Source organism: Nocardia sp. CA-129566 (assembly GCF_050956075.1).
In the GTDB taxonomy this organism is placed as follows: Bacteria; Actinomycetota; Actinomycetes; order Mycobacteriales; family Mycobacteriaceae; genus Nocardia.
In genome coordinates this window covers 8,558,660-8,573,957 of sequence record NZ_CP192085.1, presented here as the reverse complement: position 1 = coordinate 8,573,957, position 15,298 = coordinate 8,558,660, and the positions used below count along the sequence as shown (strand labels likewise).

The 15,298-nt window shown below is 67.0% G+C and carries 16 protein-coding genes and 1 pseudogene; 11 read left to right on the top strand and 6 right to left on the bottom strand.

What is annotated here, in order from left to right; all coding sequences use genetic code 11:
* Positions 1 to 67 precede the first annotated feature (67 nt).
* The gene (locus ACQP0C_RS38080) at positions 68 to 445 is read right to left on the bottom strand and encodes a metalloregulator ArsR/SmtB family transcription factor (RefSeq protein ID WP_433728125.1); all 378 of its coding nucleotides are present in this window, start codon (positions 443 to 445) and stop codon (positions 68 to 70) included.
* A 116-nt stretch (positions 446 to 561) separates the two neighbouring features.
* Here ACQP0C_RS38080 and arsM point away from each other — a divergent pair, with 116 nt between their 5' ends.
* Positions 562 to 1,368: an arsenite methyltransferase gene (gene arsM, locus ACQP0C_RS38075; RefSeq protein WP_433728123.1), complete on the top strand. Its 807-nt coding sequence runs from the start codon at positions 562 to 564 to the stop codon at positions 1,366 to 1,368.
* A 10-nt stretch (positions 1,369 to 1,378) separates the two neighbouring features.
* Here arsM and ACQP0C_RS38070 read toward each other — a convergent pair whose 3' ends face one another.
* From ACQP0C_RS38070 to ACQP0C_RS38055, 4 genes are all read right to left on the bottom strand, one after another.
* Positions 1,379 to 2,284: a LysR family transcriptional regulator gene (locus ACQP0C_RS38070; RefSeq protein ID WP_433728121.1), complete on the bottom strand. Its 906-nt coding sequence runs from the start codon at positions 2,282 to 2,284 to the stop codon at positions 1,379 to 1,381.
* 118 nt (positions 2,285 to 2,402) lie between these two features.
* Positions 2,403 to 3,824 (bottom strand): amidase, encoded by a 1,422-nt coding sequence (locus ACQP0C_RS38065; RefSeq protein WP_433728119.1) that lies wholly within the window; start codon positions 3,822 to 3,824, stop codon positions 2,403 to 2,405.
* 19 nt (positions 3,825 to 3,843) lie between these two features.
* A complete protein-coding gene (locus tag ACQP0C_RS38060) occupies positions 3,844 to 4,341 on the bottom strand; it encodes a DUF2871 domain-containing protein (protein ID WP_433728117.1) in 498 nt (165 codons plus the stop codon).
* Positions 4,338 to 4,775, bottom strand: a complete 438-nt coding sequence (locus ACQP0C_RS38055) for a DUF4267 domain-containing protein (RefSeq protein ID WP_433728115.1) — start codon at positions 4,773 to 4,775, stop codon at positions 4,338 to 4,340. Before ACQP0C_RS38055 ends, ACQP0C_RS38060 begins: the two co-directional genes overlap by 4 nt.
* A 228-nt stretch (positions 4,776 to 5,003) precedes the next feature.
* Here ACQP0C_RS38055 and ACQP0C_RS38050 point away from each other — a divergent pair, with 228 nt between their 5' ends.
* Together ACQP0C_RS38050 and ACQP0C_RS38045 are read left to right on the top strand one after the other, a co-directional pair.
* Complete coding sequence (locus ACQP0C_RS38050) at positions 5,004 to 5,504, top strand: tetratricopeptide repeat protein (protein WP_433728113.1); 501 nt, start codon at positions 5,004 to 5,006, stop codon at positions 5,502 to 5,504.
* Between the two features lie 137 nt (positions 5,505 to 5,641).
* Positions 5,642 to 6,496 (top strand): annotated as a pseudogene (locus ACQP0C_RS38045) (glycosyltransferase 87 family protein); the annotation flags it as partial.
* Positions 6,497 to 6,747: 251 nt separating this feature from the next.
* On the opposite strand, the gene ACQP0C_RS38040 reads toward ACQP0C_RS38045, so the two are convergent.
* Positions 6,748 to 8,619, bottom strand: a complete 1,872-nt coding sequence (locus ACQP0C_RS38040; RefSeq protein ID WP_433734771.1) for a potassium transporter Kup — start codon at positions 8,617 to 8,619, stop codon at positions 6,748 to 6,750.
* Positions 8,620 to 9,064: 445 nt separating this feature from the next.
* Here ACQP0C_RS38040 and ACQP0C_RS38035 point away from each other — a divergent pair, with 445 nt between their 5' ends.
* From ACQP0C_RS38035 to ACQP0C_RS38000, 8 genes are all read left to right on the top strand, one after another.
* On the top strand, positions 9,065 to 9,733 hold the full coding sequence (locus tag ACQP0C_RS38035; protein ID WP_433728111.1) for an MspA family porin: 669 nt from the start codon (positions 9,065 to 9,067) through the stop codon (positions 9,731 to 9,733).
* A 59-nt stretch (positions 9,734 to 9,792) separates the two neighbouring features.
* Entirely contained in the window at positions 9,793 to 10,470 is a 678-nt protein-coding gene (locus tag ACQP0C_RS38030) for an MspA family porin (protein ID WP_433728109.1), read from the top strand.
* 132 nt (positions 10,471 to 10,602) lie between these two features.
* Entirely contained in the window at positions 10,603 to 11,250 is a 648-nt protein-coding gene (locus ACQP0C_RS38025) for a YcnI family protein (protein ID WP_433728107.1), read from the top strand.
* Positions 11,251 to 11,368: 118 nt separating this feature from the next.
* Positions 11,369 to 11,959 carry a hypothetical protein gene (locus tag ACQP0C_RS38020; protein ID WP_433728104.1) on the top strand — a complete coding sequence of 197 codons (591 nt, stop codon included), beginning with the start codon at positions 11,369 to 11,371 and terminating at the stop codon, positions 11,957 to 11,959.
* Positions 11,960 to 12,342: 383 nt separating this feature from the next.
* Positions 12,343 to 12,981, top strand: coding sequence for a sigma-70 family RNA polymerase sigma factor (locus ACQP0C_RS38015; RefSeq protein ID WP_433728102.1), 639 nt, complete (start codon positions 12,343 to 12,345; stop codon positions 12,979 to 12,981).
* Positions 12,981 to 13,616, top strand: a complete 636-nt coding sequence (locus ACQP0C_RS38010; RefSeq protein ID WP_433728100.1) for an ATP-binding cassette domain-containing protein — start codon at positions 12,981 to 12,983, stop codon at positions 13,614 to 13,616. The genes ACQP0C_RS38015 and ACQP0C_RS38010 overlap by 1 nt, the downstream gene beginning before the upstream one ends.
* A 52-nt stretch (positions 13,617 to 13,668) precedes the next feature.
* Entirely contained in the window at positions 13,669 to 14,511 is an 843-nt protein-coding gene (locus ACQP0C_RS38005) for a metal ABC transporter permease (protein ID WP_433728097.1), read from the top strand.
* Entirely contained in the window at positions 14,490 to 15,278 is a 789-nt protein-coding gene (locus tag ACQP0C_RS38000) for a metal ABC transporter solute-binding protein, Zn/Mn family (RefSeq protein WP_433728094.1), read from the top strand. Before ACQP0C_RS38005 ends, ACQP0C_RS38000 begins: the two co-directional genes overlap by 22 nt.
* Positions 15,279 to 15,298 lie beyond the last annotated feature (20 nt).

The following is a 15,298-nucleotide window of genomic DNA, read 5'->3' as shown; positions in this document are numbered from 1 at the left end:
AAGACAAAACCTCAAAACTGTCTAGAACGCGTTCTAGGCAAGGTCCGCCGCGCCAGTGCGGGCGTGCTCATTCGGCTACGGTGACGGGCTCGGCACCCGTGGTACTCAGGATGGCCGAAAGTCGTTGCGGCACTTCAGGTATCGCCCAGTAGAAAACCCAGGTGCCACGACGCTCGCTGTCGATCAGGCCGGCCTCGCGCAGCACCTTGAGGTGGTGGGAGATGGTGGGCTGGGACAGGTCGAACTGTGGGGTCAGCTCGCAGACGCAGACCTCCTCGCCGGGGCGGGAGGCGATCAGCGACAGCAGCCGTAGCCGGACCGGATCGGCCAGCGCCTTGAACGCCGCCGCCAGCTCCGTCGCCGCCCCGTGGTCCAGCGGGCTGGTCAAGGTCGGGACGCAGCAGGCGTTGGCGGAGCCGATTATCGGCAGATCCTGTTTCGACACCTGTCTATATTGACATTCATCGATTCAGGCAGCAATCTGGATCGATATTCATCAATACAGCCAGATTGGCGGGGGTCTTGTCGCGACCTGGTGAACCTACGAACTAGGGGAGCGTCGTGACCGATCAGTACAGCGAACTTCGTGAGACCGTCCGAGCGCGGTATGCCGAGGCCGCGAATATGGTTGCCGACAGTGGTGCCGCCAACGATTGTTGCGGCAGCCCTTCGGTCGAGGTCGACGCCAACTTCGGCGCCAGCCTCTACGGGGCTGCCGACCGCGACCAACTCCCGATCGCCGCGACCGCCGCGTCCCTGGGCTGCGGCAATCCGACCGCGGTCGCCGAACTCCGCGAGGGCGAGCGGGTGTTGGATCTGGGGTCCGGCGGCGGCCTCGATGTCCTGCTGTCGGCGCGGCGCGTCGGTCCGACCGGTAAGGCGTACGGGGTCGATATGACCGACGAGATGCTGGCCCTGGCGCGGGAGAACGCCGCTAAGGCCGAGGCGGCGAACGTCGAGTTCCTGAAGGGCACGATCGAAGCGATCCCGTTGCCCGCCAACAGCATCGATGTGGTGATCTCCAACTGCGTTATCAACCTGTCGGTCGATAAAACCGCCGTATTCGCCGAGATGGCCCGCGTGCTCGTGCCCGGCGGGCGGATCGGGATCTCCGACGTCGTCGCCGACGATGCGCTCTCGGCGCGGCAGCGTGCCGACCGCGGCGATTATGTCGGCTGTATCGCCGGTGCGCTCTCGTTCGCCGAATACCGCGCCGGGCTGGCGGCCGCCGGCTTCACCGAAATCGAGATCACCGCAACCCATTCCGTGGCCGACGGCATGCATTCGGCGATCGTCAAGGCCGTCAAACCAGTGCCGCAGCCGACTGCCGAGGTGGCACCGTGCTGCGGACCGACCTGCTGCTCATGAGGCGCAGCGGTCAGTTGTCGCCGACGACATCGGATACCGTTTCGGCGAATGCCCGGATCAGCGGACTCTCCGCGGCGGTGCGCCACACCAGTGCCCAGCGGGAGGGCGCGGCATCACGGATCGGCACGAATGCCAGGCCCGGCCACGGGTAGTAGCCCGCGAACTCCGCGACGACTCCGGCGACGCACTGTCCGGAGGTCACCGTGTTGACCACCTGCTGCCACGTGGACATCACCGGGCCACGCGCTATCGGCCGGCCCGACGGCGTATGGAAGGGGTTGATGGCCTCCTCCATGTAATGGGGAATCGAGTCACCCGCCACCACCGTGCAGTCGCCGAGATCTTCCAGGCAGATCGAATCGCGTTGGGCGAAGGGGTGATCGGCGGCGACCATGAGCAGCACCGGGGAGGTGTGGGTGACCGGGCCGACGGTGAGATCGGGTTCACGCACCGGCAGCCACAGCAACGCCACATCGACCTCGCCGGACCGCAACGGATCCAAGGGCGCTGGCGGCTGGATCTCCCGATGCTGTAGCTGCGCTGCCGGATAGCGGTGCTGGAACGACTCCATCGCCTCGACGAGATCGTCGAGCCCGAACGGGTGCGGTCCGATACTGCCCAATGTCAGCACCCCGGCGGTGCCGCGCGCGGCGGCGGATACGCTCGCGACACCGTCCATGATCTGCCGGTATCCCGCATTGAGCTCCTGATACAGCTGTGCGCCCAGCGGGGTGAGCCGGACCGCCCTGCTGGTGCGGTCGAACAGCGCGCCACCGACACGCCGTTCCTGCTTCTTGATCGATTGGCTCACCCTCGCCTGGGTGACGTGCAGACGCTCGGCCGTGCGACCGAAATGCAGCTCCTCGGCCAGTGCCAAGAAGATCTCGATATCCCGTAACTCCACTTCGGTCCTCACATCAATACACGCGAGATGTGAATACCGTAGTTGCCGGTTACGAGAAGTGATCAGTTCAAATCGATTATCGGGTCGATCGATTCCGCACGACAGCCAGCGTGACGCTCGCACCGAGAACTCATCGGGAGTCGGAGTCGCCCGATCGTGGTGAAATCGGGGTCTCGAGTCGGAATGCGGCCTCGATGCGGGCGGCGGCTGCGAGCCCGCGGCGTTCGGCGAAGGGGGCGGTGATCAATTGCACCCCGATCGGCAGTCCTTCGGCCGATAGCGCCGCTGGCAACGTGACGGCGGGCAGGCCGAGATAGTTGGCGGCAATGGTCAACTGTTGTGCGGCATACATGTGCGCGACGTTCGCGCTACCGCCGAGGTCGTAGCCGACCGGCCAGGGCAGGGCCGCCGATACCGGGCCGAGCACGATCGGATGGTCGGCGAGGAACCGAGACCAAGCGGCGCGCAGCGTGAGACGCTCGCCGAGCGCGGACATGTAGCCCGCCAGGTCCAGCGGCGGGAACAGTTCGAGCGCGGCGTCGATGAAGGCGTTGAGCCCTTGGCTGCCGACGCGGCGCATGAGATCCAGACGCTGGGTCACCACCTCGGTCGAGACGAGTCGGCCGTAGGCCGTTGCCGTTTCGTCCAGCCGTGGCGCTGCCACCTCGGTGATCGGATGCCCGGCGCGCGCGAGCGCATCCGCGGCCTGCCGCACGGCCGCGCGCACCTGCGGATCGATGCTGCCGTCCGCGCAGACCGCGACCGCGGGCGTTGCGGTGGGATCGTCGAGGTCGCGGGCCGGGATCCACGCCGGATCACGCACATCGCCATCGATCATTACCGCGAAGGCGGCCGATAGGTCGCGCACCGAACGGGCCACCGGCCCTGGCGCGGCGAACAGCTGGTTGGTCGGCGCGGGTGCCGGTCCGGGCAGGCTGGACGCGACCGCGACCCGGCCGGGTGTCGTGCGCAGGGAGGTGACGCCGCAGAACGCGGCGGGCACCCGGAGGGAACCGCCGAAGTCGGTGCCGAGTCCGAGCGGTGTCATACCGGTCGCCACGGCGGCGGCGTCGCCGCCGCTGGAACCGCCGGGGCTGCGCGAGGCGTCCCATGGATTGATGGTCGGGCCCGCGGCGTCATTGTCGGTGTGCCAGCGAGTCGCGAAGTCCGGCATATTTGTTCGGCCGATCACGATCGCACCGGCCCGCCGCAGCGCTGCCACCGACGGCGCGTCCGACGGCGCGACCGCGTTCGCCAATGCCGCGACACCCCAGGTAGTAGGGCTGTCGGCGACGTCGAGATTGTTCTTGACGGTGAACGGCACCCCGTGCAGCGGTCCGATCGGCTCCGCGCGCCGATCGGCCTGCGCCGCCGCGTCCAACGCCGATTCCGCGAATACGGAGGTGATCGCCGCGATCGAGGGATCGATCTCCGCGATCCGCGCCAGATGCGCCGACACCACCTCCGTCGCCGTGACCTCACCCGCCGCGATCATGGCGGCGAGTGACACCGCATCGCGCGTCCACAGCGCGGTTGCCTGGCCTGTTGTCATCATTTCCTCATTTCGTGGGTCAGGCGATTGCCGGTTCAGCGATATCGCTCGCGCGCTCGGGAGGGGGTTCGCGGGCCGGATCGGGTTGTGCGGCAAGGCGTTTGCCGAGCAGCACGAACAAAAGGATCAGCCCGGCCGTCAGCAGGATGTGACCGGCTCCGGCGAGCAGCGCGATCACTTCGGAGCTCGATCGCCCGAGGACGGTCAGGGTGCCGTGGACGGTCATCGCGGCGACGGTAATGACCAGACCGATGTTGTAGACGGTGAAAAACCAGCCGAACAGCCGGTGCGCGCTGAGGACGAACAGCTTCTCCAGCGCAAGGACGATGAGGAACAACAGCATCCCCAGCGCCAGCAGATGGGTGTGGACCACACCGAGCTGGGTCTGCCCGGTGAAATCCTCGATCTTGGTGAGTTCCCGGTAGTACAGACCGGAGACGACCCCGACGATCATGTAGATGTGGGCGGTATTGAGGATCGTCTTCATCGCCGTGGTGTTCATTGCGGTGCCCGTCATCGCTTCTCGCCCCGCAGCAGCAGTGCTGCGGTGGCACAGACGAATGCCGCGGTGAGGCCGTGGACGCCGATCGCAGTGGCGGTGGAGCCGTGGCGGAGCAGAATGGTCAGCATGTCGCCGGTGGGCATCAACGCGATGGTCACCAAGGCGATGCCGGCAGCGCGCCGCTGCCGCGCCGCGATCAGCGCGAACACGATCAGCCCGGTCACGATGTCGCGGACGCCCTTGATATTCAAGAATCCGGTGGCCTCGCCGCGCGGCCAGTCGGGCAGGCCGAAGTTCGGTGCCATCGAATCCGGTGCGAGCAGGTAGCCGCACCCGACCGCCATGATGAACGCCGCACCGAGCAGGGCCCCGGCGGTGCCGAGCCGATCGGTGACGGTGCGCGAACCTTCTAGGGCCGCAGTGGTTTCTGGGTGGTTTTGAACGGACAACGATCTCTCCCGCGTCAAGGTGTAGAACAGTGCCGGTGTCGGCAGTTCCACCCTGCAATGCGCCCGCCTGCCCGATCAACGACGGATCGGGTAATGACCTATTAGTCCAGAGTTATCGCCGATGCGGTGGATCGCGCAGCGGCCACATCGGTGGGCGCACCAATCGAGGGCGCGTTCGGCTACGAACAGCTGCGTAGTACGCACCGATTATTCATCGAAGGGGGATCAATGCGCAGGTCGGCGTTCTGGTTCTGGGGCAGCAGGATTGGAGCGGGGGTGGCCGCGTATTGCGCGATCTTCGCGGTCGGATCATGGTTTTCCGATAGCGGCTACTGGCGAGCCTATGCGGTCGCCGGGATCGGCGGCGTCGTCGCGTGGTGGTTCGGTCACCGGCTGGGACTGCGAACCGCGGCCGAGGAGCGCGGGCCAGTGGCGCATCCGGACATTGCCCAGCGTCGGTGGGAGCTCGGGCAATGTATCGACGCGTTCGGTGCGGAGGATCCGCGCACGCTCGGGGCCCAGCTGGTGCTCGCCGATGCGTGCTGGGCGTCGGGGCAGCAGGACGAAGCGCTCTACTGGTACATGGCAACCCACGCCAGCTGCCTGCGCGCCCTCGGTTCCGACCATCCGATGTCGATCAAGGCAGAGCACCAGTTGCGCGACGCGCACCGCCGATCGAGATTCGGCCTCGGCGAGAATGATTCGGCCGGGTCGTCGGATTCGTCGTAGCCGACACCACCCTGATCGCGGACGCATTCGGCGGCGGTGCCCCCACCTGCGTCTCGTGCTGATCAGGATCCCGATGGTTAGGCTGCGGGCTTGTGCGTGGGCTGTCGCGGTTGTGGTTGGTGTGGGGTGTCACTCGGATGCTGATGGTGGTGTTCACCGGAGTGACGGTGCTGCCGCACAGCATCTGGGATGCCGCGGCCGCGGACTTGACGCTGTACCGCGAATGGGCCGAACTCATTGTGTCCCAGAATATTTTCCCGCTGCACGACGAGCGGTGGCAGTACCCGCCAGGTGCCGCTGCGCTATTGGTGCTGCCCTGGCTGCTCGGTGGCGGGCACGGCTACAACTGGTTGTTCTTCGCACTGGTCGCCGCGGCGGACGCGGGCGTGCTCGCCCTGTTGATCCGGGCCGCGTCGCGCGAGGGCCGGGAGACCGGGCCGTGGGTCTGGACGCTCGGGGTGGCACTGCTGGGCCGGGTCTGTTATGGCCGATTCGATCTGATCGTGGCGGCGGCCGCGGTCGTCGCACTGCTGTGGGCGACGCGCCGTCCCGCGGCGGCTGGCGCGGCCGCCGCCGCGGGCGTGCTGCTGAAGGTGTGGCCGCTGGTGGTCGTGCTGGGGTTGCGCTGGCGGGCGCTGTGGCGGATGAGTGCGGCGGCGGCCGGTGTCGGGGTGCTGGCGAGCGTGGGGCTGACGGTATTGGGTCCGGGCGCGTGGTCGTTCCTGCAGTTCCAGTCGAAGCGTGGCTTGCAGATCGAATCCGTCGCTGCCACACCGCTGTTGATCGCTCGGCTGATGACCGGCGACTGGCGCATCGTGCATCGCTATGGGGCCGAGGAGTTGTCGGGGCCGGGGGTTTCCGCCGTGGCCCTGGGATGCGTGACGGCCATGATCATCGGCGGCGCGGTGCTGCTGGTCGCCTGGTGGCGCATGCGCCCGCCGGCAGCGGATCTGGCCTTGGCCGCGGTGCTGCTCGCCTTGGCGACCAGCCGGGTACTCAGCCCGCAGTACCTGGTGTGGGCGGTGGCGGTGGCCGCGGTCTGCGCGCTCGATTCGCGCACCACGCAGCGCCCCGTCGTGGTCCTGGTGCTGGTTACGGCGCTGGCGAGCCAGGTGGAATTCCCGTTCGTCTACGACCGGGTGGCCACCGGAAGCTGGCCGGGCGTGCTGGTTCTGACATTGCGCAACGGCCTGCTGGTGTGGGCAACCGGGTGGTCGATTGTGCGGCTGTGCCGCAGCACCGGCTACACCTCGATTTGTGAGCCCATGATGACCGTGCAGTCGCGGGGAAGGCCGAAGTATTCGGCGGCGTCGGCGGTGATGTGGCTGGTGGCGATGAACAGTCGCTTGCGCCAGTTCGCCATGGTCGGGGCGTCGCCGCGGCGCAGTTCGATGGTCGAGAGGAAGTACGAGGCCTGGTCGAGTTGCAATAGGCCTTCGGTTTCCGCGGGGTCGAGCAGGGCCAGTGCGGCGGGCACGTCGGGGGTTTCCATATAGCCGTATCGGGCGGTAACGAAGATGATGCCGTCGTCGCGGTAGCCGAGGTGGTCGATGGCGACGCGCTGGTCCAGCGGAACGCGTGGCACGGGCTCGGTTTTGATGGAGATGATCACGATCTGCTTATGCCGGACTTGGTTGTGCTCGACATTGGCCCGCATGGCCAGCGGCGCGGTTTGTTTGCCGCGGTTGAGGAAGATGGCGGTGCCGGGAACGGTGATCGCCGAGGTAGCTCCGCTCTGTAGTTCTTCGACGAATTCGCCGAGCGATCCCTCGCGGCGTTCGCGCTCGGCGGTGACGATTTCGCGGCCGCGCTGCCAGGTGGTCATGATGGTGAACGCGGTGACGCCGATCAGCAGCGGCAACCACGCCCCGTGCACGAGTTTGGTCATATTGGCCGCGACGAACAGCAGGTCGACCGCCAGCAATGGGATCGCGCCCAGCGCGATCAGCCACAGCGGTGTCTGCCATTTCGCGCGGGCGACATAGAAGAACAGCAGCGTGGTGATGGTGATGGTGCCGGTGACCGCCATACCGAATGCGTAGGCCAGCGCCGCCGAGGTGCGGAAGGCGAAGACCAGGGTCAGCACCGAAACCATCAGCAGCCAGTTGATCCATGGCACATAGATCTGGCCGATGGTGGACTCCGAGGTGTGCGCGATGCGGAGCCTGGGCAGATAGCCGAGCTGGGCGGCCTGCGCGGCGACCGAGTACGCGCCGGTGATGACCGCCTGGGAGGCGATGACGGTGGCCGCGGTGGCCAGCAGCACCATCGGTAGTCGCCCCCATCCGGGCACGAGTAGGAAGAACGGGGCGCTGATATTGGCGGGATCGTCGAGGATCAGCGCACCCTGGCCCATATAGCTGAGTACGCACGCGGGGAAGACGAGGACGAGCCAGGCGCGGGTGATCGATCGGCGGCCGAAGTGACCCATATCGGCGTAGAGCGCCTCGGCGCCGGTGACCGCGAGCACGATCGCGGCCAGCGCGAAGAAGGCGATGCCGAAATGGCCGAACAGAAAGCTCAGCGCATACGTCGGTGACAGCGCTCGCAAGATCTCCGGATGTTTGCCGATGCCCGCGATACCGCACACACCGATCGTGACGAACCAGGCGATCATCACGGGCCCGAAAACCCGGCCGACCGCGGCGGTTCCGCGCTTCTGGACCAGGAACAACGCCACGATGATCACCGCGGTGATCGGCACGATCAGCTCTTCCAGCGAGGGTTGTACGACCTTGAGTCCCTCGACCGCCGACAGCACCGAGATCGCGGGGGTGATCATGCTGTCGCCGAAGAACAATGACGCGCCGAAGATACCCAGCGCGGACAGTACGGCGGCGGTGCGGCGGCCGCCCGGCGCGCTCCAGCGCCGCAGCAGCGTGATCAGCGCCATGATGCCGCCCTCGCCATCGTTATCGGCGCGCATCGCCAGCAACACATAGGTGACGGTGACAATGATCATTACCGACCAGAACACCAGTGACACCACACCGAATACGTTGTCCCGGCTGACCGGAACCGGGTGCGGGTCGCCGGGGTTGAACACCGTCTGCAGGGTGTAGATCGGGCTGGTCCCGATATCGCCGAACACCACGCCCAGCGCACCGACCACCACCGCGAGCCGGGCCGTATCGTGCGTGCCGGACGCACCCGACGCCTCTGCTGTCGCTTCCGTATGCGGTCGGTCGGTCACGATGATCCTCCTCGGCGCGGATCGTTGTGCCAGCTGCCCGCGCATCGTGCCGGACGATACCGGCCCCACCCGCCACCTTCAGCACATCCCCGGCTACACGCCGTTTCCGAGCCGTCCTGAACGGGGACGGGAGCGGCCGTTCGAGCGATAGCAAGGCCGGATGCGTATCGCTGCCAGGGCGTGATGGACCCGCTGTACGGCTTCGCTGGTATCGCGCTCGGGATCGTGACTCGCGCCACAGGATTGCTACAGGTGGGAACTCCCGAGGTTCGCGTGCGACTACCGATCCGTCAGCGCCGATGCCCGCGGATCTCGCGGTGTCACCAACGCTGAATCGTCAAGTGGCACACCTGGTGAAGGGTTGGTAGTGAGAGAACATCGTGGCTTCGGCGTGCGCCGGGGTCTGGGGATTGTCGGGGCGGGCGCGGTTGTGGCCGTTGGTTTGCTGTCGACGGGTGCCGCGAATGCCGATGCGTTCGTCGCATTGCCGGACGGGCAGAAGGCCGGTCCGGGCGTGAACGTCATCCGCAATGGCGAGCATGCGATTGTGTCGCCCTCGTTGGCGGCCAATGGTGCCGGTCGCACGGTGTGGGTGTCGGGTAATGCGATCGCCGAGGTCGCTGTCACGCCGGAGGGTGCGGTCGGGCCCAATAACGGCCCTTCGGGCGCTGCGGGCACCAATAATTCGTCGACACATGGCATTTCGCAGCTGAGCACGGGTTACATCGTCGGGTGCCAGGTCAGCATTGCCGACAACGCGATCTCGGCGGGAGTGTCCGGCGGAATCAACCTGAGTGGGGGATCGCTCGGCGGCTCGGTGGGCCTGAACCTCGGGCCCGGTGAGGTGAAGTTCGTTCAGATCGACTACAAGGACATTCCGAAGCCCGGCACGTACTCGGTGGAGTATCAGGACGCCGAGATCGAGATCCAGGGCTGTGCGGGCTATGCGCAGGCGCGTGCGTACACCGTTGTCGAAATCATCGGCGACCACTACTCGAAGACCACCCTCTATGGGGCTCCGTTCAGCATCGGCTGACCCCGTATCTGTCGAATCTCCTCTCGTTCAAGCGAATTCACTCTTCGAGGAAGTCAAAGATGATCAACCGCAAGCTCATTGCCCGGCTCGCCGGCCTGGGTATCGCGACCGTCGCAGCTCTGGGATTCTGCGCAACGGGCGCGGCGAATGCCGATACCTTCGTACCGCTGCCCGGCGCGCACCTGACCAAGACGCTGTCGGACGGCACCGTCGTGGACATCACGCTGTCGGGTGAATCGGCGAATATCAACCCCTCGATGGGGGCGACGCCGCTGCACCGCAATGCGTGGGTGTCGGGGACGGCGTCGGTCGAGTTGTCCGGGCCCGGCGTCAGGGGCGGCCGCATCGCCCCTGGTTACGTTGTCGGCTGCCAGGTCAATATCGCCGGTGGTGGCGCCAATAGCGGTGTGACGGGCACGCTCGACTGGAGTGACGGGCAGAACGTCAAGCCGGGTGTGGGCACCAATAGCGGCGCCAATCTGACATTGGGGCCAGGCCAAGCGAAGTCGTTCTTTCTGCTCGACCTCGAGCAAGCAGATGATTTCGGCCAGGAGGCCCACCGGATCCGGCACGAGTTCAAGGGTCCCAGCGGTGGTGTGTCCTGGGCCGATGAAACCATCGACCTCAATGGATGTGCCGGGTATGCCCAGGCCCGTTCCTTCGTGGGCGTCGAGGTGGAGACCGCCAACGTCGTCACCTGGGTAACCGTGTGGGGCGAGCCGTTCAGTATCGGCTGAGCGATATTCCGATTCCTACCGGCTGGGTCGCCGGATGAGCCGATATCCCTGGTAAAGGGGCATCGCGAGGCTATCGTCACTGCTGAGCATCAGTTGCGTTCGATTCCTTTTTCAGAAGGAGTGATCTCGACGATGAACAAATCTTGGTTGGGACGTGCGGGCTTGACCGGTGTCGCCGCAGCCGCCGTCGTGGTGATCGCCGCGGCTCCCGCATCGGCTCATGTCACGGTGTCGGCGCCGGATGCGGCGCGTGGTGGTTCGGCGGTGCTGGAGTTCCGGGTACCGAACGAATCGGTGACCAATAGCCCGACCGTCGAGTTGGCGGTGCAGATTCCGGGTGTGACCGCTATCGATACCGAGGCGGTGCCCGGCTGGAAAGCGGTGACACACAAGGACGGCAATGTCACCACTGTCACCTGGACCGCCGACTCCGGTGGCGGGATCGGGCCGGGACAGTTCGGGGAGTTCTCGGTGCTCGCCAATGGACTTCCCGATATGGACAAACTCACCATGCCAGCAGTGCAGACCTACGCTGACGGCGAGGTCATCAAGTGGGATCAGTCTGCCAGCGATAAGGGTGAACCCGAATACCCTGCCCCCACATTGGCTTTGGCGGCCGAACAGTCCGGTGGGGCCGAAAACCACGGCGACATTCCGGCGATGTCGACCAGCGGCGGGGCCTCCAGCGATGACACCGCACGCTGGCTCGGAGTCATCGGTATCGTGCTCGGCGCGCTCGGTCTGCTGATCGGTGGCGGCGCGGTGATGCGGCGCAAGTAATGATCGAAACCTCGGATCACGATCCGTCGTGACGGCTTGGATCAGCAGATGACCGAGCGCGGCTGATCGAGCCCTTCCGACTCGCACGCGCGTGCCGAATGGGAGGATGGGCATTGTTATGAACCGCTTGCCCATATCGCCGCACCTGCGGGCAATCCGTGCGGTGATATTCGCGGCGATCGGTGTGTTGTTGTCCGCTGTCGGCCACGCCGAGGCGTCCGGGCACGCGGTGTCGTTGTCGACGCTGATCGTGGCGTTCGCCGCGACGGGTTCGGTGGCGTGGGCGCTGGCCGATCGGCAGCGGGGAATCATTGCGATCGGCGGTGGCCTGCTGGTGATGCAGGCGGCACTGCACCTGTGGTTCGGTGTCGCGGTGGTATCGGGCGCGCATGGCGCATCCCACGCTGTGGCGGTGCCGGGTTCCCTCGCACACGCGGGTTCGCTGGCGATGATCGCCGGGCATGCGGTGGCCGCGGTGATCTGTGCGGTGTGGCTCTGGTGCGGCGAGCGGGCTTTGTTCGCACTGTTGCGCGCGTTGTATTCGCGGATTCTGGCACCGCTTTTGCTGGTGTTGATCCACTCGATAGTGGACGAAGCCGGGGTCGGTATTCCGGTTGTTTCCGAGTGTGCGGCTGTGCCCCTGCGCGGTGCCGTGCTGCGTCATGTGGTGGCTCGACGGGGACCGCCGGTAGGCGTGGTCGTGGTCTGAGAGTCCGCCACGGGCAGCCGGAATGGTTCCGGTGCAGTGGTGCGGGACCGGTAGCCGACGATCCGGTCGGCGCTACATCGGTTCGGCGTGCACGAGTGGCGGACGCCGCCGCCGTGGCCTGCGCGTCCGTCCTGGACGGTAGGTGCGGCGAGCTTTCGCCCAGCGGTCGCCGCAGGAAGGTCCGCGCACTCGTCGGTGCGCGGGGATAAGCCCATGTGCGACCGGTCTTTTCAACGCCGCGTGCTGCGGCGTCGCTGAACCGAGATTGTTCGATAAATGCATTCACTATTGAGAACGCTGCCGTTCGGCAGTGGTATTTCGTTGTCCCTCCTGACATTTCCCGTGGTGCACCCGGGTGAGTCGTGCCGGTCTGGAAACCGCTCATGTCCGACGAAGAACTGACCGCGCTCGCGCTGGCGGCCGGTAAGGGGGATCGGGCGGCGCTGGCCGAGTTCATCCGAGCGACGCAACGTGATGTGTGGCGTTTCGTCGCCCACCTGACCGATGTGCAGTCCGCCGACGATCTCACGCAGGAGACCTTCCTGCGCGCCATGCGCAGCCTGCCGCGGTTCGCGGGTCGGTCCACCGCCCGGACCTGGCTGTTGTCGATTGCGCGGCGGGTGGTCGTCGACCGGTTCCGCAGTGCCGCGGCCCGACCGAAGAACGCGCAGCTGGCCGAGTGGCAGCAGGACCTGGACCATCGCCGCGCGCACGAAAGACCGGATTTTCCAGAGGAAATGGCGATTGCCGATCTGCTGCGCGGCCTGCCCGCGCAACGGCGGGAGGCATTCGTCCTGACCCAGGTACTCGGCCTGTCCTATGCCGAGGCGGCGCAGACCGTGGGTTGCCCGACGGGAACCATCCGCTCGCGGGTCGCGCGGGCTCGCGAAACCTTGGTCGCGCTGTTGCAGGCGGCGCAGACCCCCGCGTCCGGGGAACCGATCGGTGCTCCCGTGCGACTACCGCTCGGTGCGCACCGCCCGATCGGTGGGATCGGGCCGGGTATCGCGGAGGTGGTGTGATGGGCGGGCTGGAGCTGCGGTTGGCGGGGGTGTCGTGCCGTCACGGCCGCATCGAGGTCGTCAGCGATGTCGATCTGGATGTTCCTGGCGGGCAGCGAGTCGCGCTGACCGGCACCAACGGTTCGGGCAAGACGACGCTGCTGCGTGCGGTGCTCGGTCTGCACGGCGCGGTCCGCGGCGAGATCACGGTCGGCGGGCGTACCGGCGGCGGCACTGCCGAGCAGGCGTGGCGTCGCCGGGTCTGCGCATGGATTCCGCAGCGTCCGGCGGCTGGGCGGTTCCCGCTGCTCGCCGGTGAACTGCTGGCCAGCAGCGGGGACCGGGCGGCGGCCGAGGCGATGGCGGCGCGGCTCGGGGTCGCCGCGCTGATCGACCGACCGCTGGACACGCTGTCGGGTGGGCAGTTGCAGCGCATGCACCTGTCGCGCGCGGTGGGCTGTGTGGCGGCGGGCGCGGGTGTCGTGCTGGCCGACGAGCCAACGGCCGCACTCGATTTCGCGGGACAGGACGAGGCGGCCGAGGTTTTGGCCGGACTGCCGGTCACGCTCGTCGTGGTCACCCACGATCGGGCGCTGGCGCGGCGCTGCGACCGGGTGCTGGAGATGGCGGCGGGCCGGTTGCGGGAGGTCGAATGAGATTCGTTGCTGCGGTGCGCATTCCGGCAGTTCGCAAGAAGCGGGTGGCACCGTGAACGGGCCCGCGGAGGTGGCCGATCTGCTCGGGCTCGTCCCGGTGCGGCGGGCCGGACTGGCATTGCTGCTCGGGTCGATCGGGTTGCCGATCGTCGGGGTGGTGATCGTCGGGCTCGACATCATTGCGGTGCGGTTCGCGATGATGCACGTCGCGTTGCTCGGCGCTGCCGTCGGGATGCTGACCGGACTCGATCCGGCGCTGTGCGGGCTGGTGGCCTGCGCGGTCGCCGGAGCCGGGATCTCGCCGCTGGCCCGCACACCGGAAAGCCTGTCCGGGGCAATGGGATTGCTCATGAGCCTGGCCATCGCGGCGGCGTTGCTGGTGCTCGCGCTGGCGGGGGTGAACGCGTCATCGGCGTTCTCGCTGCTGTGGGGCTCGATCCTGTCGGTGCGCACCCAGGACGTGATAGTGCTCGCGGCACTGGCGATTGCGGTGCCCGCGCTGTTGTGGTGGCGGCGGCGCGACCTGGCGCTGCTGCTGCACGATCGGGAGTTGGCGCTGGTATCGGGGGTGCCGGTGCGGTGGCTGACGCTGGTGCTGCTGGTGTTGGTCGCGGTGGCGGTGGCCGGGGCGATTCGACTCACCGGTGCACTGCTGGTCGATGCGCTCACGCTGCTGCCCGCCCTGGCCGCGCGGCGACTCGGCCGTTCGCTGACATCGATCATCGGCTGGGCCATCGGTATCGGCGTCACGGTCAACCTCATCGGCTTCGTCCTCGCCCTCGCCTTCGACCTGCCACCAGGGCCGGTCCTGGTCCTCACCGCGGGGGCAGTCGCCCTCGCGGCCCACCTGATCCCCGAACGGAGATACAACCCATGGCACGTTTCCACCCACTGACCGCGGGGCTGGCCCTCGTCGTCGCCGGTGTACTGCTCGGCGGCTGCTCCAGCTCCGACGGCGACCACGACCACGACGGACACCAGCATCCGAAGATCGTCGCCACCACGACCTGGGAAGCCGCGTTCGCGAAAGCCGCAGGCGCGCAGGATGTCACGGTGATCGTGCCCGCGTCGGTGCACCACGCACCCGACTACGACCCCAAGCCGTCGGATCTGACCGCGGTCGCCGAGGCGGATTTCGTGCTGTACGCGCCGTTCGAACCGTTCGCCGCCAAGATCAAGGAGGCGGCCGGTGCCAAGGCGAAGCTGATCGAGGTGAATCTCGACAACTCCGCCGATAAGGCGACCGCGCAGGTCAAGTCGCTCGGTACCCAGTTCGGCACCGCGGCGGCCGCCGATGCCTGGACGGCGACATTCACCGCCGAATACGACAAGCTGGGCAAGGACATTCGGGCCGCATGGCCGGGCGGCAAGCAGCCGACCGTGGTGGCGCAGGTCTTTTCGACGTGGGCGGCGCAGTTGGCGGGTGCCGAGGTCGTCGGCACCTATGGGCCCGAAGCCGTGACGCCGGGACAGCTGTCCGCGCTCGCGGCGAAGAAGCCCGAGTTCGTGCTCGACAACGCGCACATGTCGAGCGGAACCGTGCTGCCCGACAGCGGCGCGAAGCAGGTGTCGATCGTCAATTACCCGAGCCGAGATCAGGAACTGCTGACCGTCTACCGTGACGCGGCCGCCGCGTTGAAGAAGGTCATGTCCGGTTCCTGAGGACTGTGGGGCAGGCAGGT